This is a genomic window from Kutzneria sp. NPDC052558 (genome assembly GCF_044547355.1).
Taxonomy (GTDB): Bacteria; Actinomycetota; Actinomycetes; order Mycobacteriales; family Pseudonocardiaceae; genus Kutzneria.
On record NZ_JBIUAG010000052.1, the window covers coordinates 1 to 24,565 of the forward strand.

The window sequence follows — 24,565 nt, forward strand, 5'->3', positions numbered from 1 at the left end:
GTCAGAGGGCATCTGTGTGTCTAGGACACGGTCACACCATCAAGATTTTCGGTGGATCCAGGTTGAACGTGAGGAAGGGCCCCTTCATGACACCGAACGTTGTGAAGGGGTCCTTCCTGACGTTGAACGAGAGGATCGGTCCCTTGATCTTGGGGGGTGGGCGGGGGCGGGGGTGCGGATAATGGGGATGTGCCCAGAGCTGGTGACTCCGCCCTGATCATTCCCGTGCCTTCGGCCGCTCCTCTGCTGGCCCGGGTCGCCGAGGCCTTCCCGGCGGCGGTGCGGGAGGGCGACGTGGGGCACGTGACGATGCTCTATCCGTTCACCACGACGACTCCGGAAGAGCTGGCCGCCGTCGCCGCTGGCCTCGAGCCGATCGACGTGGTGCTGGATCGGGTGGTACGAGAACCGGGATTCGTGGCGTTGACGGCCGATGCCCTTGCGCCGCTGACGGCCCAGGTGCGGCGGCACTGGTCCGAGATCGTGCCGTACGGGGGCAAGTTCGGGCCCGCGCCGGAGGCGCATCTGACGTTGGCCATGGGGGTCACCGAACAAGAAGGCGACGCCATCGCGGGGATGGCGTCGCCCGTGCCGGCCCGGCTGGACCAGCTGTGGCTGCTGGCCTACACGGACACCTGGCAGATCACCGCCCGCTGCCCGTTCGGCGGCTGAGCTCAGGTGCCGGCGGTGCGGTAGGCGCGGATGCTCAGCGGCACGGTGATCGCGGCGATCACCGACAGCATGATCACGGCCGTTGTCATGGGGTGGGTCTCGGGGAAGCTTCCGTCCACAAAGGACACCGGTCCGCTCCAGAGTTCCCGGCAGGTGGCCACCACTGCCGAGATCGGGCTCCACTCGGCCAGCGTGCGCAGCCAGTCCGGCAGGCCGTCCAGCGGCACGAAGGCGTTGGACAGGAACGACCCGCCGACCAGGATCAGGCCGGCCAGCGCGCCGAGGGCCTCCGGGCTGCGGACCGTGAGGCCGAGCAGGACCCCGAGCCACAGCATCACGTACGCGAACGCCAACAGCACCGCGAAACCCGCGAGCACCGCCGCCGCCGAGGCGTGCGGACGCCAGCCCAGCAGCACCCCGACCGCCGTGGCGATGGCCATGCCGATGGCCGCCAGGACCAGGTCGGACACCGTGTGCGCCACCAGGATCGAGGCCCGGGCCGTCGGCAGCGACCGGAACCGGTCGATCAGGCCGTTGCGCAGGCTCGTCGCCGTGCCGATGGCGATGCCGCCGACACAGGCCAGCGCCACCTGCGCGCCGACGCCCGCCATCATGTAGTCGAGGTAATCCCCGTTGCCCCGCACGGTGATCACCTTGTTCAGCATGTAGCCGAGCACCAGCACCATGGTCACCGGGGTCAGGGTCACGCCCAGCACCCGGGTCGGGGTGCGGCGCAGGTGCAGGAAATGGCGATGGATCATCGCCGCGACGTCGCCGAGGGCGCCGGTCATCGGGTCTCCTATCGGTCACGCGGTCCGGGTCGGACCGGGCGGGCGGCCGAACAACGATGGCCGGTCAGGGAAAAAGGTGCTCACACCGTGCTCGGGGTCGAGCTGGGCTGGCCGGTGAGGTCGCGGAAGACGTCATCCAGGGACGGCCGGCGCAGGGCGAAGTCGTCGACGCGGACGGCGGCGGCGTCCAAGGCGGACGCGGCGGCGGCGACGGGGGCCATCCCTTCGGGCAGGCGGACCGAGACCACGCGGTAGTCCTCGCTGATCTGGGGCGGACCCTCGGCGCCGGCGGCGAGGGCGGCGACGGCGGCGGGAATGTCGCTGGGGGAAGCCAAGGACACCTCCAGCCATTCGCCGCCCACACGGCGCTTGAGCTCGTCGGCGGTGCCCTCGGCGATGACCTGGCCGTGGTCGATGACGGCGATGCGGTCGGCCAGCTGGTCGGCCTCCTCCAGATACTGCGTGGTCAGCAGCACGGTGACACCAAGGCCGACTTGCTGGCGGATCATCCGCCACAGGGTGGCCCGGCTGGTGGGGTCGAGGCCGGTGGTGGGCTCGTCCAGGAACAGCACGGGCGGCGAGACGACCAGGCAGGCGGCCAGGTCGAGACGCCGGCGCATGCCGCCGGAATAGGTCTTCACGAGCCGGTCGGCGGCGTAGCCGAGTTCGAACTCCTCCAGCAGCTCCACGGCTCGCCGGCGCGCGCCGGCCCGGCCCAGGCGCAGCAAAGTGCCCAGCAGCACCAGGTTCTCGCGCCCGGTGAGCTGCTCGTCCACGGCCGCGTACTGGCCGGCCAGCCCGATCCGGCCGCGCACCAGCCTGGGGTGCCGGACCACGTCGGCCCCGGCGACCACGGCCCGGCCGGCGTCCGGGCGCACCAGGGTGGCCAGGATCCGCACGGTCGTGGTCTTGCCGGCCCCGTTGGGCCCGAGCACCCCGAGCACGGTCCCGGCCGGCACCGCCAGGTCGATCCCGCGCAGCGCCTCGTGATTCCGATAGCTCTTGCGCAGCCCTTCGGCTTCGATCGCAGCGTCCACCAGTCCGCCCTACTCCGCCTCGACGAGTCCAGTTCTTCTCGACGCTTATGCAACCAAAAGCGGCGCTGGCCGAGAGCCAGCGAGACTGGCGGTACGCCAGTGAGGCGGGACATAGCGTTCTGCCGCCGGAGGAGAACTGTCCCCGCGGCACCGTCCGCTTTTTTACTCGCCGGTATCGGCGACCTGCTGAAGGGTGACACAGATGACCTGGGCGCCGACGGAGATTCGGCCGGGCGACATCGGCGCGGAGCCGAGCGTCGACGGTCTGCTCGACCACCTGCGTTCGAATGCCACTCTCGACAAGCAGCTGGTCGAGGCCAAGGCCCTTGTCTTCCGCGGTTTCCACGTCCCCGAGAACGGGCTGGCCGGCGTGTTGGATCTGGTGCTGCCGGACCGGTTGGCCTACGTGCACGGAAACACTCCGCGAACCAAGGTCGGCGAGAACGTCTACACGTCGACGGAATATCCCCCGGAGTTCACCATTTCGATGCACAACGAGATGTCGTACGCCCACCAGTGGCCGTCGCGCCTTTTCTTCTACTGCGCGGTCGCCCCGACCACGGGCGGCGCGACCCCGGTGGTGGACGGCACGGCGTGGCTGGCGGCGCTGGACGACGACGTGCGGGAGCGCTTCCTGCCGGGCGTGCGCTACACCCAGAACCTGCACAGCGGCGTCGGCTTCGGCAAGAGCTGGCAGGCCACCTTCGAGACCTCCGACCGGGACCAGGTCGAGGAGTTCCTGGCCGGCAACGAGGCGGACTGGGAGTGGAAGGCCGACGGCGGCCTGCGCATCACCCAACACCGCCGCGCGGTCACCGAGCACCCGGTCACCGGCGAGCTGGTCTGGTTCAACCAGGCCGACCAGTGGCACGTGGAGGCGCTGGACCGCGAGACGGCCGAGGCGATGCTGGAGATTCTGGCCGAGGACGAGATGCCGCAGACGGTCAGTTTCGCCGACGGCTCCCCCATTCCCGCCGCCGACGTCATCCAGGTCCGCGACCGGGGACTCGACGTGGCCGTGAACGTGGACTGGCACGCCGGCGACCTCATGCTCATCGACAATGTGGCGGTCGGCCACGGGCGGCGTCCATTCGGCGGCCCGCGCCGCGTTCTCGTCGCGATGTCGTGATTTCACCAGACTAGCCGTTGACCTAGCTGCCGCTCGATAGAGTCGATTCGGGTGGGCGAACTCTCCACCACGAATCGTGTGACCGTTAATTAGGGAGTCGTTCATGTCCGGTAAGGCGGTACCAACTTTCTCGGTTATTTCCGGCGCCCAGGTGAACGAGGCGCTGGGCGGGCACGAGAAGCAGGTGGTCGACCTGGTGGACGCCGCATACCGGGTGCACGGCCAGCGCGACACCGTGAACCCGCCGTCCTATTTCCTGACGTTCCCGGACCGGCCGACATCGCGCATCATCGCGCTGCCGGCCTCGCTGGGCGGGGACAACCGGGTGGACGGCCTCAAATGGATTTCCAGCTTCCCGGAGAACGTGGCCGCGGGGCTGCCGAGGGCCTCGGCGGTGCTGATCCTCAACGACCACGACACCGGCTACCCGTTCGCCTGCCTGGAGAGCTCCATCATCTCCGCCGCCCGCACGGCGGCCTCGGCGGCGCTGGCCGCGGACTGGCTGTCGCGGGAGCGGCCGGGCGGCCGGCCGCTGCGGGTGGGCTTCTTCGGCGTCGGCCTGATCGCCCGGTACATCCACACCTACCTGGCCGGCACCGGCTGGAGCTTCGACGAGATCGGCGTGCACGACCTGTCCCTCCAGCACGCCAACGGTTTCAAGGACTATCTCGACGCCAGCGACACCGGAGCCACCGTCACCATCCACGCCGAGGCCGAGGACCTGATCCGCGGCAGCGACCTGGTGGTGTTCGCGACCATCGCCGGCGCCCCGCACGTCACCGAGCTGGACTGGTTCTCGCACAACCCGTTGGTGCTGCACGTGTCGCTGCGCGACCTCGCCCCCGAGATCATCCTGGGCAGCGCCAACGTGCTCGACGACGTGGACCACTGCCTCAAGGCCAACACCTCGCCGCACCTGGCCGAGCAGCAGACCGGCAACCGCGACTTCATCGACGCCACCCTGTACGAGGTGATGACCGGCGCCAAGCGGGCGCCCACCGACCGGCCCGTCGTGTTCTCCCCGTTCGGGCTCGGCGTGCTTGACCTCGCCGTCGGCAAGTACGTCTACGACGAGGTCGTCCGCCAGGGCGCGCTCGCCGTGGTTGACGGCTTCTTCCACGAGCTGACGCGCTACGGCAAGCGCTGAGGGCTCGAGAACAGGAGTACGACGTGCCAATCATCTCTGCTCCACAGGACTTCCACGTCGACGATCTCTACGTCGACCTGGAGGGGCTGCTCGGCCGGTCGCTCTACCTCAAGTGCGAGGCGTTCAACTTCGCCGGCTCGGTCAAGCTCAAGGCGGCCTCCGAGATGGTGGCGGCGGCCGAGCGCAGCGGTTCGCTTGACCACAGCTCCGTGCTCGTCGAGTCGTCATCGGGCAATCTCGGCATCGCGCTGAGCATGATCGCGGCCAGCAAGGGCTACAAGTTCGTCTGTGTCACCGATTCCCGCTGCAACCTGGCCACCCGCCGGCTGATGGAGTCGCTGGGCAGCCAGGTGCACACGATCACCGAGCCGGATCCGGTCGGCGGCTTCCTCGGCGCGCGCATCTCCTACGTCAGCGGACTGTGCGCGTCGGACAGCCGCTACGTCTGGCTCAACCAGTACGCCAATCCCAACAACTGGCGGGCCCACTACCGCCGCACCGCGCCGGCCATCAGCCGCCGCTTCCCCGAGCTGGACGTGCTTTTCGTGGGCGCCGGCACCACCGGCACGCTGATGGGCTGCGCCCGCTGGTTCCGCGAGTTCGCCCCCAAGGTGCGCCTGGTGGCGGTGGACAGCATCGGCTCGGTGAGCTTCGGCGGCCCGCCGGCCCGGCGCATGATCCCGGGCCTTGGCACCAGCGTGCGCCCGGCCCAGCTGGACGAGTCCTTTGTGGACGACGTGGTGCACGTGGCCGAGCCGGACACCGTGCGGATGTGCCATCGCCTGGCCAACCGCGGCTTCCTGTTCGGCGGCTCGACCGGGACGGTGGCCAGCGGCGCGATCCGCTGGTTGCAGCTGCACGACCCCGGGCACGAGCTGACCTCGGTGGCGATCTCCCCCGACCTGGGCGAGCGCTATCTGGACACGGTCTACCAGGAGAACTGGCTGCGCGACATCTACGGCGACGACGTGCTCGCCGAGGAACGCTTCGAGCCGGTCGCATAAGCGATCCACCCCTGTCGAGGAGTTAGCTGACATGACTGGTTTGCCGCTGTCCGCGGCCCAGGCCGAGGTCTGGTACGCCCAGCAGCTCGACCCGGGCAACCCGATCTGGAACATCGCCGAGTACTACACGATCGACGGCGAGCTGGACGCCGTCCGGCTGGAACGGGCGCTGCGGCGGACCGTGGACGAGGCCGAGTGCCTGCGGGTCCGGTTCGACGACAGCGGCGACGAGCCTCGACAGGCCGTTTTCCCCTGCCCGGACTGGGAGTTCCCGGTCCTGGACCTGACCGCGGAGTCCGACCCGGAGGCGGCGGCGCTGGCGTGGATGCGCGCCGACGTCGGCGCCGCCGTCCCGGTGGACTCGCCTCGGCTGTTCACGTTCGCCCTGCTGAAGGTGGGCCCGCTGCGGGCGATGCTGTACCAGCGGGCCCACCACCTGCTGCTCGACGGCTACAGCGAGGCACTGGTGCTGCGCCGCGTGGCCGAGGTCTACAACGCCATGCTGAACGGGGAACCGTTCGAGGACAACGCGTTCAAGCCGGTGGCGACGCTCATCGAGGACGAGCTGACCTACCGTGACTCCAAGCATTTCGGCAAGGACCGTGACGGCTGGGCCGCCCGCTTCGCCGAAGGCGTGGAACTCCCCAGCATGTCGGGGAAGCCGGCGACGCCGGTGCGGGACTTCGTGCGCCGCAGCGCTTATCTGGACGCCGACACCGCCGCCCGGATGAAGGCGGTGGCCTGGGAGTCCCGGGCCGCATGGCCGGCGTACGTGATCGCCGCGACCGCCGCCTACGTGCAGCGGATCACCGGCGCCAGTGAGGCCGTGCTCTCGTTGCCGGTGACCGGTCGGACTTCGCCCACCACCAAGAAGATCCCGGGCATGCGGGCCAACGTGGTGCCGCTGGCCCTGGGCATCCGCCCGGAGCACAGTCGCGAGGAGCTGCTGGCCAATGCCTCCCGCGAGGTCGGCCTGGCCCTGAAGCACCAGCGGTTCCGCGGCCGCGAGATCCGGCCGTTGATGGGGCTGGCCCCCGATGACCGCCGGCCGTTCGGGCCGGAGCTGAACGTCGCGTCCTTTGTGGAGGAAATGCGCTTCGGCGACTGCACGGTCACCACCACGAACCTGTCCACTGCGCCGAGTGACGATCTCACGATCACCGTGCACGACACCGAGACCGGCGGTCTGGGCGTGCACTTCGACGCCAACACCGACCTGTACGCGATCGCCGAGCTGGAAGGCCACCTGGCCCGGTTCATGACCTTCCTCGACGCCTTCACCACGGCGCCGGCCGATCTGCCGCTGGCGCGGATCGACGTGCTGGAGCCGGCCGAGCACCAGCGGGTGGTCGAGGACTGGAACGCCTCCGACCGCGCGGGCGACTTCGAGGGCGTGGTCGAGCGGGTGCGGGCCGCGAACCCGGATTCCGTTGCCTTGTCTGATGATTCCGGCACGATCACCTACCGGGAGCTGGTGGCCCGGGCCAATGCCGTGGCCAAGCAGCTGCCGGCCGGCGAGCTCGTCGCGTTGCTGGGCAACCCCGGAATCCGTTTCGTGTCGGCGGTGCTCGGCGTGCTCGGTGCTGGATCCGCTTATGTGCCACTGGATCCGGCCGCACCGACCGCCCGCACCGCCGGCCTGATCGAGGACAGCGGTGCGAAGATCCTCATCGCCGGCGCGGAGTACGCCGACCTGGCCCGGGAAGTCGCCGGCGACGCCCAAGTTCTGTTCTTCGACGACGCCCAGGACGCGGATCTGGCTCCGCTCAAGGGATCCGACCACGACCTGGCGTACGTGATCTTCACCTCCGGTAGCACCGGCAAGCCCAAAGGCGCGATGGTCCACCGCAAGGGCATGGTCAACCACCTGCTGGCCAAGGTCGAGGACCTGGAGCTCACCAAGGATGACCTGCTCATCCAAAACGCGCCGCTGACCTTCGACATCTCGGTCTGGCAGATGCTGGCCGGCCTCATCGTCGGCGCGCACGTCAAGGTGGTCAACCGCAACACGGCGATGGACCCGGCGGAACTGTTCGGCCTCAAGGACGTCACCCTCCTGGAGGTCGTGCCGTCCCTGCTGCGCACGACCCTGGACTCCTGGGACGCCGGGGCCAAGATCCCCGAGCTCACGCTGCGCTGGCTGGTCGTCACCGGCGAAGCCCTGCCGCCGGACCTGTGCGTCCGCTGGCTGGAGCGGTTCCCGTCGATCCCGCTGATGAACGCCTACGGCCCAACAGAATGCTCCGACGACGTCACCCACGCCGTGATCCGCACCGCGGCCGAGGCCGACGGGCCGCGCACGCCGATCGGGCGGGTCGTCCGCAACACCCGGCTGTACGTGCTCAACGACCTGCTCCAGCCGGTTCCCGTTGGTGTGCCGGGAGAACTGTACGTGGGTGGCATCGGCGTCGGCCGGGGCTACCTCAACAACCCGGCCCGCACCGCCACCACGTTCGTGCCCAACCCCTTCCACGCCGGCCGCATGTACCGCACCGGCGACCGGGTCGTCTACCGACCCGACGGACAGCTGGAGTTCCTGGAACGCCGAGACTTCCAGGTCAAGATCCGCGGCCACCGCATCGAACTCGGTGAGATCGAGGCGGCGATCCGGTCCCTGGACGGCATCGCCGACGTCGCGGTCGCGGTCATCGGCCAGCGCCTGGTGGCCTACATCGTCGGCGCGGGCGAGACCGCCGCGGTCAAGGACCTGTTGCCGGACTACATGGTGCCCTCGGTCTACGTGCCCCTGGAGGCGCTGCCGCTGACTCCCAACGGCAAGGTCGACCGGAAAGCCCTGCCGGCCCCGGACTTCGCCGAGCTGACCCCGTCCCGGGCCGCCCGCACGCCCCGGCAGGAGATCCTCTGCGGCCTGTTCGCCGAGGTGCTGGGCCTGCCGGCGATCGGCGTCGACGACAGCTTCTTCGACCTGGGCGGCCATTCGCTGATCGCCACCCGGCTGATCGGCCGGATCCGGGCCGCGCTGGGCGTGGAGATGTCGCTGCGTCAACTGTTCGACGCGCCCACGGTGGCCGAGCTGGACGCGCAGCTGACCGACGGCGACGACGTCCGCCCGGCCCTGGTCACCGCCGAGCGCCCGGCGCTGGTCCCGCTTTCCTCGGGCCAGCAACGACTCTGGTTCCTCAACCGGCTGGAGGGCCCGAACGCCACGTACAACGTGCCGGGCGTGATCCACCTGACCGGCGAGCTGGACCGGGCCGCGCTGGACGCCGCCGTGCGGGACCTGATCGACCGGCACGAGGCCCTGCGCACGGTGTTCCCCGAGGTCGACTACACGCCGTACCAGGTGGTGAAGCCGGTCGACGAGGTGTACCCGGGTCTGTCCGTTGTGGACACCCGGGATCTCGACGCCGACATCGCCGCGTTCGTGGCGCGGCCGTTCGACGTCGAGCACGAGCCGCCGGTGCGGGCCCGCCTGTTCGCGGTGTCCGAGACCGAGCACGCGCTGGTGATCTCCATGCACCACATCGCCGGCGACGGCTGGTCGGCCGCCCCGCTCAAGCGCGACCTGGCCCGCGCCTACAACGCCCGCCGCGCCGGCCGTGCCCCGCAGGTGGCACCGCTCACCGTGCAGTACATCGACTACACGTTGTGGCAACAGGAACTTCTGGGCGACGAGTCGGACCCGAACAGCCGCGCGGCCCAGCAGGTCGAGTTCTGGCTGGACGAGCTCAAGGACCTGCCGGACGGCCCGCCCCTGCCGACCGACCGACCGCGCCCAGCCGTCGCCAGCCACCACGGCGCCGCGGTCAACGTCGAATACGACGCAGATCTGTTGCGCCGCATGGGAGAGCTGGCGCGGGAGACCGGCACCAGCGTGTTCATGATCGTGCAGGCCGGCCTGGCCACGCTGCTGCACCGGCTGGGCGGCGGCGAGGACATCCTGTTGGGCACGCCGATCGCCGGCCGCACCGACGAGGCCCTGGACGACCTGGTCGGCCTGTTCATCAACACCCTGCTGCTGCGCAGCGACCTGTCCGGCGAGCCGACCTTCCGCGAGCTGCTGGCCCGCACCCGCGACGGCAACCTCGGCGCGTACGCCAACCAGGACATGCCGTTCGAGCGGCTGGTCGACCTGGTGGCCCCGGTCCGCGACCTGGCCAAGGCCCCGCTGTTCCAGGTGGTCATGGCCTACCAGAACCACGACCCGGGCACGCTGGAGATGGACGGCCTGGCCGCCGAGTTCCGCCTGGCTACCACCGGCACCGCCAAGTTCGACCTCAACTTCGAGTTCACCGAGCGGCCCGACGGCATCGGCCTGCACCTGGAGTACGCCACCGACCTGTTCGACCGCGAGACGGCCGAGCGGATGGCCGCGATGCTGGGCCGGATCTTCAATGGTGTGGTCGCGGACGTGGACACCACGCTGGGCCGAATCGACCTGCTCGACGACGCCGAGCGGGCTCGGTTGCTCGACGCCTGGCGCACGGCCCGCACTTTTGTGCTGGACGAGCACATGCGGCCGGTGCCGACCGGTGTGCCGGGCGAGCTGCACATGGCCAGCCCGGCCGTGCCGGGCATCGACCCGGCGGCCATGGGTTTTGTGGTCAGCCCGCTGGTCGACGCCGACACCTGGCTGATCAAGACCGGCTCGCTGGTGCGCTGGACCAACGCCGGCGAGATCGAGCGCCTGGGCCTGGTGGAGAAGAAGGCCGCTCCGGTCATGGAGAAGGCTCCGGAGCCGGCCCCGGTGGTGGCGAAGCGGGAGCCGAGCACCGAGCGGGAACGCGTGCTGTGCCGGCTGTTCGCCGAGATCCTGGGCAAGGACGAGGTCGGCGTCGAGGACAACTTCTTCGAGTCCGGCGGCCAGTCGCTGAAGGCGACCCGCCTGGCCAGCCGCGTCCGGTCCGAGCTGAACATCGACGTCGTGGTCCGGGACGTGTTCGAGGCCCAGACCCCGGCCGCGCTGGCCGCCCGCATCGGCGACCGCGGCCGGACCCGGCTGGCGCTGACCGCCGGCGAGCGGCCCGAGCAGCTCCCGGTTTCCTTCGGCCAGCAGCGGATGTGGTTCCTCAACCGGCTGGAGGGCGAGTCCGCCACCTACAACGTGCCGGTCGCGCTGCGGCTCAAGGGCGAGCTCGACCGGGCGGCGCTGGCCGCCGCGGTGCGGGACGTCGCCGAGCGGCACGAGGTGCTGCGCACGGTGTTCACCGAGGTCGACGGCCAGCCGGTGCAGACCATCCGGGACGACGTGCCGCCGCTGGCGACCTGGCAGGTCACCGAGGCGGAGCTGCCGGAAGCCATGCGGGCAGCCATTTCCGTCGGCTTCGACCTGGCCGCCGAGCTGCCGCTGCGGGCCCACCTGTTCGGGCTGGGCGATCGGGAGCACGTGCTTCTCCTTGTCGCGCACCACATCGCCTGCGACGGCTGGTCGGCCCTGCCGCTGGCCCGCGACCTCGCCCGCGCCTACGCCGACCGCCGCGACGGCAACGCTCCACAGTGGACTCCGCTGCCGGTGCAGTACGCGGACTACGCACTGTGGCAACGGGAACTACTGGGCAGCGAGGACGACCCGAAGAGCCTGATCTCGGAGCAGCTGGCGTTCTGGAAGACCACGCTGGCCGACCTTCCCGACGAGCTGGCCCTGCCCACCGACCGGCAGCGGCCGGCGATCTCCAGCTACGAAGGCGACAGCCTCCGGTTCACGCTGAGCGCCGACCTGCACCGGCGGCTGGAGGCGTTGGCCAAGGACAACAACGCCACCCTCTACATGGTGTTGCAGGCCGGTTTGGCGTTGCTGTTCACCAAACTCGGCGCCGGCACGGACATCCCCCTGGGCAGCCCGGTCGCCGGCCGCACCGATGACGCCCTGGACGAGCTGGTCGGCTTCTTCCTGAACACGTTGGTGCTGCGCAACGACCTGTCCGGCGACCCGACCGTGGCCGAGCTGGTGGCCCGCACCCGGGACACCGACCTGGCCGCCTTCAACCACCAGGACCTGCCGTTCGAGCGGCTGGTCGAGGTGCTCAACCCGACCCGGTCCCGGTCGCGGCAGCCGCTGTTCCAGGTCGTGATGATCCTCCAGAACAACGCCACCGCCAGCGTGGAGCTGGCCGGCCTGGAGGCCTCCAGCGAGCTGATGGCCACCATGGCCGCCGATGTCGACCTGCACTTCGACTTCATCGAGGACGACAACGGCGGCGGCATCGACGTGCTGGTCAAGTACGCCACCGACTTGTTCGACGCTTCGACCGTGCAGCGGATGGGCCAACAACTGGACCGCGTGCTGACCGGCATGGCCGACGACGCCGGTGCGCGGCTGAGCGCCATCGACGTGCTCGGCGAGGACGAGCGCCGGCAGCTGATGGTGGACTGGAACGACACCGACCGCCCGGGCGGCTTCGCCGGTGTGGTGGAACGGATCCGCAGTGTGGCCGCGGCCAAGCCCGATGCCGTCGCCCTGTCCGACGACAACGGGTTGATCACCTACCGGGAACTGGTCGCCCGGGCCAACGCGGTGGCCAAGAAGCTGCCCGAGGGCGAGCTGGTGGCCCTGCTCGGCAATCCCGGAATCCAGTTCGTGTCGGCGGTTCTCGGCGTGCTCGGCGCCGGTTCCGCTTATGTGCCCTTGGACCCGACCGCGCCCGCGACCCGTACTGGGGGTCTGATCGCCGACAGCGGGGCCAAGGTGCTGATCGCCGGCCGTGAGCACGAAGCCCTGGCCCGGGAAGTCGCCGGAGACGCGCAGGTGCTGTTCTTCGACGACGCCCAGAACCCGGATCTGGCTCCGCTCAAGGGAACCGACCACGACCTGGCCTACGTGATCTTCACCTCCGGCAGCACCGGCAAGCCCAAGGGCGCGATGGTGAACCGCAAGGGCATGGTCAACCACCTGCTGGCCAAGGTCGAGGACCTGGAGCTCACCAAGGACGACCTGCTCATCCAAAACGCACCGCTGACCTTCGACATCTCGGTCTGGCAGATGCTGGCCGGCCTCATCGTCGGCGCACACGTCAAGGTCGTCAACCGTGACACCGCCATGGACCCGGCGAAGTTGTTCGGCCTCAACGGTGTCACGATCCTGGAGGTCGTGCCGTCCCTGCTGCGGGCGGCCATCGACTCCTGGGACGCCGGGGCGGCCGTCCCGGAACTGGCCTTGCGCTGGCTGGTCGTCACCGGCGAGGCCCTGCCGGCCGACCTGACCGGCCGCTGGCTGGAGCGGTTCCCGTCGATCCCGCTGATAAACGCCTACGGCCCAACAGAATGCTCCGACGACGTCACCCACGCCGTCATCCGCCAGCCGCAGGCCCGCGTGGCCATCGGCAAGGCGGTCCGCAACACCAAGCTGTACGTGCTCAACGACATCCTGCAACCGGTGCCCGTCGGTGTCCCCGGCGAGCTGTACGTCGGCGGTGTCGGCGTCGGCCGTGGCTACCTGCACGACCCGGCCCGCACAGCGATCACCTTTGTCCCCAACCCGTTCGACGGCGGCCGCATGTACCGCACCGGCGACCGCGTGGTCTACCGACCCGACGGGCAGCTGGAGTTCCTGGAGCGTAGGGACTTCCAGGTCAAGATCCGCGGCCACCGCATCGAACTCGGCGAGATCGAAGCGACGCTGCGTTCTCTGTACGGCGTGACCGACGTGGTCGTCACAGCCAACCAGCAGCGGCTGGTCGGCTATGTGGTCGGCGACGTCGACCCGGCGGCGGTACGGGCCGACGCGGCGACGCTGCTGCCGGACTACATGGTGCCGGCGGTGTTCATGGTGCTGGACGCGCTGCCGCTGACCGCCAACGGCAAGGTGGATCGGAAAGCCTTGCCGGCGCCGGACTTCTCCGCCGCGCCGACCGGCCGCGCGCCGCGTGACCCACGGGAAGAGGTGCTGTGCGGCCTGTTCGGCGAGGTGCTGGGCGTCGAGACGGTGAGCATCGACGACAGCTTCTTCGACCTGGGCGGCCACTCCCTGCTGGCCACCCGCCTGATCAGCCGCATCCGCAGCACTCTCGGCACCGAACTGTCCATTCGGGACATGTTCGACACGCCCACGGTGGCCGGCCTGGCCGAGCGCCTCGGCGACGGCGGCCGGGAGCGGCCGGCGCTGGCGCCCATGCCGCGGCCGGAGATCATCCCGTTGTCCAGCGGCCAGCAGCGCCTGTGGTTCCAGAACCGCCTGGAAGGCCAGGCTGCCACCTACAACATCCCGGTCCTGCTGCGGCTGACCGGTGAGCTGGAGCGGGCGGCCCTGCACCAGGCATTGGCCGACGTGGTCGCCCGGCACGAGAGCCTGCGCACGATCTTCCCCGCTACCAATGACGAGCCATACCAGCAGATCCTGACCGACGCCCGCCCCACACTGTCGGTCTCGGCCACCGATCCGTCCACTGTGGACAAGGCGATCGCCGAGGCCGTGACCAAGGGCTTCGACCTGGCCACCGAGCTGCCCATCCGCGCCGAGCTGTTCATCATCGGCCCGGACGAGCACGTGCTGGTGCTGATCACCCACCACATCGCCAGCGACGGCTGGTCGATGGCTCCGCTGGCCCGCGATGTCGCCCAGGCCTACGCGGCCCGCCGCGACGGCCTGGCCCCCGAGTGGGAGCCGCTGCCGGTCCAGTACGTGGACTACGCCCTGTGGCAGCAGGAACTCCTCGGCCGCGAGGACGACCCGAACAGCCTCGCCGCGACTCAGCTGGCGTTCTGGAAGCACGCCCTGGCCGACCTGCCGGAGCAGCTGGAGCTGCCGACCGACCGGCCCCGGCCGGCGGTCGCCAGCTACCGCGGCGAGACCGTCCGCTTCGAGCTGGACGCGCGGCTGCGCCAGGCCCTGGCCGAGCTGGCCCGGGAGACCGGCACGAGCCTGTTCATGGTGCTCCAGGCCGGGTTGGCGGCCCTGCTGAACGGACTCGGCGCGGGCACGGACATTCCGCTCGGCACCCCGGTCGCCGGCCGCACCGACGACGCGCTCGACGACCTGGTCGGCATGTTCATCAACACCCTGGTGCTGCGCACCGACCTGGCCGGCAACCCGACCTTCCGGGAGCTGCTCGGCCGGGTCCGGGACGCCGACCTGGCCGCCTACGCCCACCAGGACCTGCCGTTCGAGCGGCTGGTCGAGGTGCTCAACCCGGTTCGCTCCAGCTCCGTCCCGCCGCTGTTCCAGGTGATGATGGTGCTACAGAACAACGCCGAGGCGGCCGGCGAGCTGGCCGGTCTGGCGGCGACACCGGAGCCGGTCGGCACCGGGACGGTCAAGTACGACTTCCGGTTCGAGTTCGTCGAGGAAGGCGACGTGCTGCGGGTCGCCATCGACTACAGCACCGACCTCTACGACGAGGAGTCGGTGCAGGTCATCGGCCAGCGGCTGACCCGGGTGCTCCAGCGGATCGCCGCCGGGCCGGACACCCGTCTGTCCGAAATGGACATTCTCGACGCCGACGAGCGCCGGGCCATCCTGGTCGACCTCAACGACACCGCCCGTGCCGTCGAGCCGATCGCCATGCCGCAGCGGTTCGAGCGGGCGGTCACCGAGAACCCGGACGCGATCGCGCTGGTGTTCGAGGATGAGGACCTCTGCTACGCCGAGCTCAACGAGCGGGCCAACCGGCTGGCGCACCTGCTGATCGACCGGGGCGTCGGGGCCGGCCAGGTGGTCGGGCTGATCATGCCGCGGTCCACCGAGCTGATCGTCTCGCTGCTGGCGGTGGCCAAGACCGGCGCCGCGTACCTGCCGATCGACCCCGAGTATCCGGCCGATCGTATCCAGTATGTGATCGACGACGCCCGGCCGGCGATCACCCTGACGCCGGAGTTCCTGGCCGACCCCAAGGTCCGCTGCGAGCTGGCCGAACGCTCGGACGCCAACCCCGGAATCCGGATCGACCAACGGGATCCTGTATACATTATCTACACCTCGGGCTCCACCGGCCGTCCCAAGGGCGTGGTCGTCGAACACCGCTCAGTGACCGACTACCTGGCCTGGACCACCACGGCCTACGACGCGGTCACCGGCACCGCCCTGGTGCACTCCCCCGTGTCCTTCGACCTCACGGTCACCGCGCTGATCACGCCGCTGGTCTCCGGCGGCAAGGTGGTGCTGTCCGGCCTGGAGGACCCGACCGCCCCGGCGGTGCTGGCCAACCCGGCCACCTTCATGAAGGCCACCCCCAGCCATCTGCCGCTGCTGGCCAACCTGCCGCCGCAGTTCGCCCCCAGCAGGGAACTCCTGCTCGGCGGCGAGGCGCTGACCGGCGAGGCGCTGGCCGAGTTCCGGGCCGCCCACCCGGACGTGACCGTGTATAACGTATACGGTCCGACCGAGGCCACGGTGAACTGCTCGGAGTACCGGATCGAGCCGGGCACGGCCGTGCCGGCCGGCCCGGTGCCGATCGGCAGGCCACAGGCCAACGCCCGGCTGCTGGTGCTGGACGCGTTGCTGCGGCCGGTGCCGGCGGGCGTGGTCGGCGAGCTCTACCTGGCCGGCGACGGCCTGGCCCGGGGCTACCTGGGGCAGCCGGCGCTGACCGCGCAGCGGTTCGTGGCCGACCCGTACGGACCGGCCGGGGCCCGCATGTACCGCTCCGGCGACCTGGCCCGCTGGCGGGCCGACGGCAACCTGGAGTACGTGGGCCGGGCCGACGGCCAGGTCAAGCTGCGGGGCTTCCGCATCGAGCTCGGCGAGATCGAGTCGGTGCTGACCGCCCGGGACGACGTGGCCCGCTCGGTGGTGATCGTGCGGGAGCAGAGCCTGATCGCCTACGTGGTGCCGGCCGGCGACGCGCTGGACACCGCCGCCCTGCGGGATCACCTGGCCACCGTGCTGCCGGACTACATGGTGCCCAACGCCTTCGTGCCGCTGGCCGCGCTTCCGTTGACCACCAACGGAAAGCTCGATCGGGCGGCGCTGCCGGACCCGGCGTACACGGCCGGCTCGACCAAGGCCATGAGCACGCCGCAGGAGGAGATCCTCGGCGGCCTGTTCGCCGAGGTGCTCGGGCTGGACAGCGTCGGCGCGGACGACAGCTTCTTCGACCTGGGCGGGCATTCCCTGCTCGCGGCCCGGCTCATCGGCCGGGTGAAGAAGGTGCTCGGCGTGACGCTGACCATCCGCGACATGTTCGAAGCCCCGACGGTCGGCGGCCTGGCCGCCCGGCTCGGCGCCAACGGCTCGCTCGGCGCGTTCGAGGTGCTGCTTCCGTTGCGGGTCAAGGGCAGCCGCAAGCCGATCTTCTGCGTGCACCCCTCCGGCTGCATCGGCTGGTCCTACATCGGGTTGACGTCGCACCTCGGCCAGGAGTTCCCGGTCTACACCCTCCAGGCCCGCGGCCTGCTCGACCCGGACGGAATCCCCGGCAGCATCGGGGAAATGGCCGCGGACTACCTGGCACAGGTGCGCAAGGTCCAGCCGGAGGGCCCGTACCACCTGCTGGGCTGGTCGTTCGGCGGCCTGGTGGCGCACGAGATGGCCCGCCAGCTCCAGGAGGCCGGCGGCACCGTTGCCCTGCTGGCCAGTCTGGACAGCCACCCCGTGCCGGAGGCCGGCGAGCTGCCCAGCGACACCGAGCTGCTGGGCGCGATCCTCGCCTTCTTCGGGCACGAGCCCGGCGAAGCCCCGACCGCGGCCGAGGTGCTGGAGATCTTCAAGCGGGACAACAATCCCCTGGCCGGGCTGACCGAGGCCCAGCTGATGAACGTGGTCGCCGCCTGGCGGGCCAACGTGACGCTTCAGGTCGAGCACCGGCCGGGCCGGTTCCGGGGCCGGATGCTGCACTTCGTGGCCGGGCAGGAGAGCGACCCGGCCGACTGGTCGCCGTTCGCCGACGAGGTCGGCGTGCAGACGGTCGACTGCCAACACCAGGACATGCTGCGGCCCGAGCCGCTGGCTGACATCACCCGAGTTCTCGTCCAGGAAATGGGGACAGGTCGTGACTGACAAACTGTTCTGCTTCCCGTACGCCGGCGGCGGCGCGTCCTTCTACCGGGCGTGGGCGCCGAGCAGCGACCTCGGCTTCGAACTGCACCCCGTGCAGCTGCCGGGCCGCGAGGAGCTGTTCCTCGAGCAGCTGTACCGGGACATCGACAAGGCCGCCGACGAGCTGGCCGGCAAGATCGCCCGGTCGCTGCTGCCGACCGACACGGTGTCGCTGTTCGGCCACAGCTTCGGCGCGGTGCTGGCCTTCGAGGTGGCCCGCCGGCTGGTCGACTTCGTGCCGGTGCGCCACCTGGTGGCCTCCGGCTCGGCCGGCCCGACGGTGCCGCTGGCCCGCGAGGCCGCCGACCTGAACGACGACCAGTTCGTCGCCCGGGTCGAGCAGCTGGCCGGCTACACCCACCCGGCGCTGGCCGACCGGGACCTGCGCGACATCGTGCTGCCGGCGCTGCGGGCCGATGTCGAGCTGCACGAGGGGTACCTGGCCCGCGACCTGACGCCTATCCCGGTGCCGATCACCGTGGTGCGCGGGGCGGCCGACCACATCGTGTCCCGTGTGGACAGTGAGCGGTGGGAGCTGGCCACCGTGGACCACTGCGAGGTGGTCGACCTGCCCGGCGGGCACATGTACCTGGTCGACGACCCCGAGTCGCTGTTCGACCTGTTGCGCCGCATCTCTTCCGTGCCGGTCGGTCGAGGGGTCTGAGATGGAACTGCGTTCCGTGCTGGTCGGCGCCGACGGTGTCGACCAGGCCTCGATCGCCGAACGGCTGCGCGAAGGCCGGCTGTTCGTCGAGGACGTGCCGCGGGCCAGCGCCGACGCCGACGAGTCGACCCGCCGCGTGCTGGCCCGGCCGCTCGACGGCTCGACCTCGGTCCGGGCCGTGCTGCTGCGGTTCACCGACGGCGTCCAGCGCCTGGCCGTGACGGCGGCGACCACCGGCCCTTGCTTGCGGGCCTTGGCTTCCTGGCTGGTCGGCGCCGGCGAGGAGCCGATCCTGCTGACCCCGCCGGGCGGCGAGTTCGCCGGCGAGCTGGGCTGGGCGCGGGTCGGCGACCCGGCCGGTACCACTGCGGCCGGCGTCGCCTTCCGCACGCAGGACCGGACGGCCCCGGCTGGTTCGGCGGCACGGCTGGCGGCCGCCACTGCGGTGGTGCTCAACCGGTACACCGGAGTCGAAGCGCCGCAGGTGGGTTCGGTGCTGATCACCGTGGACGACGAGTCCACTGTGGACCAGCTCAAGACCGGCGACACCGTGGACGTGGTGCCGGCGGTCGCGGTCGAGCCGACCGACGACGTGCCGGTGCTGGCCGAACACGTGCACGCCCAGGTGCCACCGGTGGTGCTGCGCCTGGCCAACGACCACCTCACCGCCAGCTACCGGACCGACCTGGTCGACCCGGCGGCGGTTGACTGGCTGCTGTGCTCCGTGCGCAACGTCTTGGCGGCGCCGGAAAGCAAGGTCGGCGAGGTCGACCTGCTGGCCGGCCGCGACCTGGCTTCCGTGGGTGAGCCCGAGGAACTGGCCGACACCGACCGCACGATCCACGGCATGATCGCCGAGCGGGCCGCGGCCCGACCCGACGCCATCGCCGTGACCTGCGGGGCGGAATCCCTTACCTACGGCCAGTTGGACGAGGCAGCCAATCGTGTTGCCGCCGGCCTGGCCAAGCGGGGTGTGGTCGTCGGCTCCCGGGTCGGCGTGGCCAGGGCCCGTGGTGTCGACCTGATCGTCGCCCTGCTGGGCGTGTTGAAGGCCGGCGCGGCCTACATCCCGCTGGACCCGAACTACCCGGCCAAACGCCTGGACTACATGGCCGAGGACGCCGGGCTGGTCACGGTCGTGCGGGACGAGGACTTCGAGGAGGCGCCGGCGGCCGCGTTGCCCGACACCTCCCCCGACGACGCCGCGTACGTGATCTACACCTCCGGCTCCACCGGCAAGCCCAAGGGCGTCGTGGTCGACCACCGCAACGTGGCCGCACTGCTGTCGTCCACAAAGGACTTCGCCTTCGGCGGCGAGGATGTGTGGACCTTCTTCCATTCGTACGCCTTCGACTTCTCGGTGTGGGAGATCTGGGGCTGCCTGGCCACCGGCGGCTGCCTGGTCGTCGTGACGGCCGAGCAGACCCGTGATCCCAAGCAGTTCCACGACCTTCTCGTGGACGAGCGGGTCACCGTGCTCAACCAGACCCCGTCGGCGTTCGCCCAGCTGCTGTCGGCCGACCAGGAGAGCGACCGGCGATTGTCGGTGCGGCTGCTGGTGTTCGGCGGCGAGCAGCTGGACTCCCGGATGCTGCTGCGCTGGCTGGACCGCAACCCGGAAAGCCGCTGTCAAGCCGTGAACATGTACGGCATCACCGAAACCACCGTGCACTGCACGTGGTTCACGGTGACAAGGGAGGCGGCCCTGGCCGGCAGCAAGTCGGTTGGCGTGGCGATTCCCGGCTGGACGCTGCGCGTGCTGGACCTCAAGGGCCGGCGGGTGCCGCCGGGCGTGGCCGGTGAGATCGTGGTCAGCGGAGCCGGCGTGACCCGGGGCTATCTGGGCCGCCCGGAGTTGACCGACCAGCGTTTCCCGCTTCAGGACAACGGTTCTAGGCGTTACCGCAGTGGTGATCGTGGCAGGCTGTTGGTGACGGGGGAGCTGGAGCACCACGGCCGGCTGGACAGTCAGGTCAAGGTGCGCGGCCACCGGATCGAGCTCGGCGAGATCAAGGCCGAGCTGCTGTCCGATCCGACGGTCCTGGCCGCCGCCGTCGTGATCAACAAGCGCGGCGGGGCCGGCGACGTGCACCTGGACGCCTACCTGGTGGGCCCGGACGCCGACCCGGCCGCGGTGCGGGAGCGGCTGACCGGCCTGCTGCCCGCGTACATGGTGCCGTCCACGTTCACCAAGGTCGAAGAGCTTCCCTTGACCAGCAATGGAAAGCTGGACGTGGACCGGCTGCCCGAGCCGATGTCGGCGACCACGGCGACGGCGGCGGACACGGCGGACACCGGCGAGGTCGGCCGGATCTGGGAGCAGCTGCTGGGCGCCCGGGTCGGACCGGACGACAACCTGTTCATGATCGGCGGCAATTCCCTGATGGCGGCCCGCATCGCCGCCGAGATCCGGCAGCGTCGGCTCGGCGAGGTGTCGGTGGCCACCATCTACCACAACCCAACCATCCGGCTGTTGTCCGGAGTTCTGGCCGAGAGGAAGACAGCATGAGTGGCCGGCTGGGCGGCAAACTGGCGGTGATCACGGGCGCCGCGCGCGGCATCGGCCGCGCCACGGCGACCGAGTTCGCCGCCGAGGGCGCCGACCTCGTGCTGCTGGACGTGGCCGGCGACATCGACGGCGTGCCCTACCCGCTGGGCACGCGGAGCCAGCTGGACACCACCGCGCGCCTGTGCGGCAAGTTCGGCGGCAGCGTGACGGCGGTGTCGCTGGACATCCGGGATTCCGCCAGGGTCAAGGAAGTTCTGGCGGAAAGCTTGGATCAGCATGGCAGGATCGACGTGCTGGTCAACAACGCCGGCCTGGTCTCTCCTTCGGGCAAGCCGGTGCACGAGATCGACGACGACGAGTGGCAGGTGATGCTCGACGTCGACCTGACGGGACAGTTCCGCATGATGCGGGCGGTGTTGCCGTCGATGCTGCGCCGCGGCGCCGGCAGCGTCGTCAACATCGCCTCCACCGCCGGGCTGGTCGGCTACCGGCACTTCGCCGGGTACGTGTCGGCCAAGCACGGTCTGATCGGCCTGACCCGGGCCGCGTCGCTGGACTACGCGCCCAAGGGCATACGGATCAACGCCGTGTGCCCGGGTTCCGTCTACGACGACCCCGACCTGGAGGGCGTGATGATGGCGGAGATCGCGCGCTGCCTCGACCTTCCGGTCGGCGACAGCGAGCGGGCCTTCGTGGCCGGTCAGCCGACCAACCGGCTCGTGCGGGCGCACGACGTCGCGCGGGCGGTGCTGTGGCTGGCCAGCGACGAGTCCAGGGACGTGACCGGATCGGTGGTCGCCGTCGACGGCGGCTTCACCGTCCGCTGAGACATCGGGAGCGTGAACCCCATGAGCACCAACCCCTTCGACGACGAGACCGGGACCTTCCTGGTGGTGGTTGACGAGGAGGGCCGGCACAGCCTGTGGCCCGAGTTCGCGGCCGTGCCGGACGGCTGGCGCCCGGTGCACGGCCCGAGCTCGCGCGAGGCCGCCCTGCGCTTCGTCACCGAGAACTGGACCGACATGCGTCCCCTCTCGCTCGTCGACCAGCACGCCTGAACCCGATTTTCCCTTCCGCAGCAACGAGTTCGAGGAGCACGACATGACCGCGACCACCGACGAGCGCACCGCCAAGATCAAGGAGATCGTCTGCGAGATCCTGGAGATCGAGGAGGACGAGATCACCGACACCAGCCTGTTCATCGAGGACCACGAGGCCGACTCGCTGCGCGCCATCGAGATCCTGGCCTCCCTGGAGAAGGCCTTCGGCATCGTCATCGAGCAGTCCGAGCTGCCGCGCATGGCCAACCTCAACGGCGTGTACGAGGTCACCGCCGAGGCCGCCGGCTGGTAGTCGCACCCATCATCGCGAAGGACGGGCGAATCCCATGAACAGGGTTGTACTCACCGGGTTTGGGGTGGTCTCCAGCATCGGCGTGGGGGCCGAGGAGTTCGCGGCCGGGCTGCGGGCCGGCCGCAGCGGCGCACGGCCGATCTCGCTGTTCGACACCACGGGCTTCGAGCACGCCAACGGCTGCGAGGTCGTGGGATTCGACCCGTCCCCATGGCTGCGCGTGTTCGAGCCGTCGATGGTCGGCCGGGCCAGCCAGTTCTCCATCGCAGCGGCCCGGATGGCCGTGGCCGACGCCGGTCTGGACGAGGCCGAGCTGGCCCACAAGCGGGGCCTGGTCACCGTCGGCACCACCGACGGCGAGGCCTTCGACCTCGACTGGCTGGTGGAGACCGAAGTCAACGAGGGCCCGGAGAAGATGGACGCCGCGGCCAGCCGGCGGGTGCCCGCGCACCTGCTGTCGATGGCCATCGCCCGGGAACTGAAGCTGGCCAACGTCAGCGCGTACACCATCGCCACCGCCTGCTCGGCCGGCAACTACTCGATCGGCGACGGCTTCGACGCGGTCCGCTCGGGCGAGGTCGAGTTCGCCCTGTGCGGCGGCGCGGACGCCATGTGCCGCAAGACCTTCGCCGGCTTCTACCGGCTGGGCACGATCGCGCCGGAGTTCTGCCAGCCGTTCGACGCCGACCGCCTGGGCATCCTGACCGGCGAGGGCGCGGGCGTGCTGGTGCTGGAGAGCCTGGAGTCGGCGCGGGCCCGCGGGGCCCGCATCTACGCCGAGATCCTGGGCTACGGCCTCAACTGCGACGCCTACCACCAGGTCGCGCCCAACCAGTCCAGCATCGCCCGCTGCATGCAGCTGGCGCTGGACGACGCCGGCGTCAAGCCGCACGAGGTCGACCTGATCTCGGCGCACGGCACCGGCACCAAGGCCAACGACATCACCGAGACCGCGGCCATCCGCGAGGTCTACGGGGACCAGCCGCCCCGCACCATCTCGGTGAAGTCCATGCTGGGCCACACCATGGGGGCGGCCAGCGCCCTGGGCACCATCGCCTGCGCGCTGGCCATCACCCACGGCTTCGCCCCGCCCACCATCAACCACAACTCCACCGACCCCGAGTGCCCGATCGACTGCGTGCCCAACGAGTCCGTGCCGGCCGACCTGAACGTGGTGCAGAACAACGGCCTGGCCTTCGGCGGCAACAACGCCAGTGTGATCCTCGGCAAGTTCGTTGAGGGAGAGACCCGATGAGCGCGCCCGTGCGTCCCGTGATCACCGCCTGGTCCGCGGTGTCCCCGTTCGGCATCGGCCGCCAGTCCTATGTGGACGGTGTCAGCGCGGGCCTGTCCACCTCGGCCGCGCTGGACAAGCAGCAATGGGCCGGGCCCGACGAGCAGGCCCACCTGGTGCCGAACTTCACCATCAAGGAGGTGTTGGGGCGCAAGGGAACCCGGTCGATGGACCGGGTGACCGGGCTGGCCGTCAGCACCATCGGCCAGGTGCTGCACGACGGCGAGGGCAACCGGGTGGTGCAGACCGGGGCCGACTCGGCGCTGGTGCTGGGCACCACCATGGGCAGCGTGCAGTCGGTCATGGACTTCACCCGCGACTCGTTCACCGGCGAGCTGCCCTTCCACGTGGACCCGGCCCGCATGCCGAACTCGGTGATGAACTGCGCCGCCGGCCAGTGCGCCATCTGGCACCAACTGAAGGGCCCCAACACCACGCTGGCCGGCGGCGGCACCGCCGGGCTGCTGGCCATGGACTACGCCCGCCGGCTGCTCAACCACAACCGGGCCCGCAAGGTTCTCGTCGGCGCGGCCGAGGAGTACTCCCCGGCCCGGGCCTGGCTGCACCGGCACGGCGGCGGGAACACCGTGCTGGGCGAGGGATGCGCGGTGCTGCTGGTCGAGCCGCTGGGCGAGATCGGCGAGGGCCGCGAGCCGCTGGCCGAGGTGCTGGCCATTCAGTCCCGCTGCTACCTGGAGGGCGACCCGCGCGCGGCGCTGGAGGCCTCGGTGCGCAGTGCCTTGAGCAGCGCCGAGATCCAGCCCGGCGAGGTGTGGGCCGCGGTCGGCTCCGCCGCCGGCGTCAAGGGCGAGCACGAGCGGGCGACCCTGCGCCAGATCTTCGGTGACTCCACTGTGGACCGTGTGCCGGCCGCCGAGCTGGGCGACACCGGCGCCGCGTCCTCGGCGTTGCAGATCGCCACCGTGCTCAGCGTGGCCGAGCGCGACCCGGAAGCCGCCGGCAAGCTGGCCCTGGTCTCCGCGGTCGACCCGCACGGCACCGTCGCCTGCGCCCTGCTCCGCCTGGCGGGCTGAGG

General features: G+C 70.5%; 14 protein-coding genes. 12 read left to right on the forward strand and 2 right to left on the reverse strand.

What is annotated here, in order from left to right; translation table 11 throughout:
- The first annotated feature begins 189 nt into the window (after positions 1-189).
- A complete protein-coding gene (locus ACIG5F_RS46400; protein ID WP_396526676.1) occupies positions 190-672 on the forward strand; it encodes a 2'-5' RNA ligase family protein in 483 nt (160 codons plus the stop codon).
- Between the two features lie 2 nt (positions 673-674).
- Here ACIG5F_RS46400 and ACIG5F_RS46405 read toward each other — a convergent pair whose 3' ends face one another.
- Together ACIG5F_RS46405 and ACIG5F_RS46410 are read right to left on the reverse strand one after the other, a co-directional pair.
- On the reverse strand, positions 675-1,463 hold the full coding sequence (locus ACIG5F_RS46405) for an ABC transporter permease (RefSeq protein WP_396526678.1): 789 nt from the start codon (positions 1,461-1,463) through the stop codon (positions 675-677).
- A gap of 80 nt (positions 1,464-1,543) precedes the next feature.
- Positions 1,544-2,500: an ATP-binding cassette domain-containing protein gene (locus ACIG5F_RS46410; protein WP_396526679.1), complete on the reverse strand. Its 957-nt coding sequence runs from the start codon at positions 2,498-2,500 to the stop codon at positions 1,544-1,546.
- 202 nt (positions 2,501-2,702) lie between these two features.
- Between ACIG5F_RS46410 and ACIG5F_RS46415 the strand changes: the two genes are divergently transcribed.
- The 11 genes from ACIG5F_RS46415 to ACIG5F_RS46465 all read left to right on the forward strand — a co-directional run bounded on the left by ACIG5F_RS46415 (position 2,703) and on the right by ACIG5F_RS46465 (position 24,563).
- The gene (locus ACIG5F_RS46415) at positions 2,703-3,629 is read left to right on the forward strand and encodes a TauD/TfdA family dioxygenase (protein ID WP_396526680.1); all 927 of its coding nucleotides are present in this window, start codon (positions 2,703-2,705) and stop codon (positions 3,627-3,629) included.
- Positions 3,630-3,732: 103 nt separating this feature from the next.
- Complete coding sequence (gene sbnB, locus ACIG5F_RS46420) at positions 3,733-4,776, forward strand: 2,3-diaminopropionate biosynthesis protein SbnB (RefSeq protein WP_396526682.1); 1,044 nt, start codon at positions 3,733-3,735, stop codon at positions 4,774-4,776.
- Positions 4,777-4,799: 23 nt separating this feature from the next.
- A complete protein-coding gene (gene sbnA / locus ACIG5F_RS46425; protein WP_396526683.1) occupies positions 4,800-5,780 on the forward strand; it encodes a 2,3-diaminopropionate biosynthesis protein SbnA in 981 nt (326 codons plus the stop codon).
- Between the two features lie 31 nt (positions 5,781-5,811).
- The gene (locus tag ACIG5F_RS46430; RefSeq protein WP_396526685.1) at positions 5,812-17,670 is read left to right on the forward strand and encodes an amino acid adenylation domain-containing protein; all 11,859 of its coding nucleotides are present in this window, start codon (positions 5,812-5,814) and stop codon (positions 17,668-17,670) included.
- Positions 17,663-18,373, forward strand: coding sequence for a thioesterase II family protein (locus tag ACIG5F_RS46435; protein WP_396526687.1), 711 nt, complete (start codon positions 17,663-17,665; stop codon positions 18,371-18,373). The genes ACIG5F_RS46430 and ACIG5F_RS46435 overlap by 8 nt, the downstream gene beginning before the upstream one ends.
- A gap of 1 nt (position 18,374) precedes the next feature.
- Positions 18,375-20,882 (forward strand): non-ribosomal peptide synthetase, encoded by a 2,508-nt coding sequence (locus ACIG5F_RS46440; protein ID WP_396526688.1) that lies wholly within the window; start codon positions 18,375-18,377, stop codon positions 20,880-20,882.
- Entirely contained in the window at positions 20,879-21,709 is an 831-nt protein-coding gene (locus ACIG5F_RS46445; RefSeq protein WP_396526690.1) for an SDR family oxidoreductase, read from the forward strand. Before ACIG5F_RS46440 ends, ACIG5F_RS46445 begins: the two co-directional genes overlap by 4 nt.
- A 21-nt stretch (positions 21,710-21,730) precedes the next feature.
- Positions 21,731-21,940 carry an MbtH family protein gene (locus ACIG5F_RS46450; protein WP_396526692.1) on the forward strand — a complete coding sequence of 70 codons (210 nt, stop codon included), beginning with the start codon at positions 21,731-21,733 and terminating at the stop codon, positions 21,938-21,940.
- A 43-nt stretch (positions 21,941-21,983) separates the two neighbouring features.
- Positions 21,984-22,235 (forward strand): acyl carrier protein, encoded by a 252-nt coding sequence (locus ACIG5F_RS46455; RefSeq protein ID WP_396526693.1) that lies wholly within the window; start codon positions 21,984-21,986, stop codon positions 22,233-22,235.
- A 34-nt stretch (positions 22,236-22,269) separates the two neighbouring features.
- On the forward strand, positions 22,270-23,490 hold the full coding sequence (locus ACIG5F_RS46460; RefSeq protein ID WP_396526694.1) for a beta-ketoacyl-[acyl-carrier-protein] synthase family protein: 1,221 nt from the start codon (positions 22,270-22,272) through the stop codon (positions 23,488-23,490).
- A complete protein-coding gene (locus tag ACIG5F_RS46465; RefSeq protein WP_396526695.1) occupies positions 23,487-24,563 on the forward strand; it encodes a beta-ketoacyl synthase N-terminal-like domain-containing protein in 1,077 nt (358 codons plus the stop codon). Before ACIG5F_RS46460 ends, ACIG5F_RS46465 begins: the two co-directional genes overlap by 4 nt.
- The last annotated feature ends 2 nt before the right edge of the window (positions 24,564-24,565 follow it).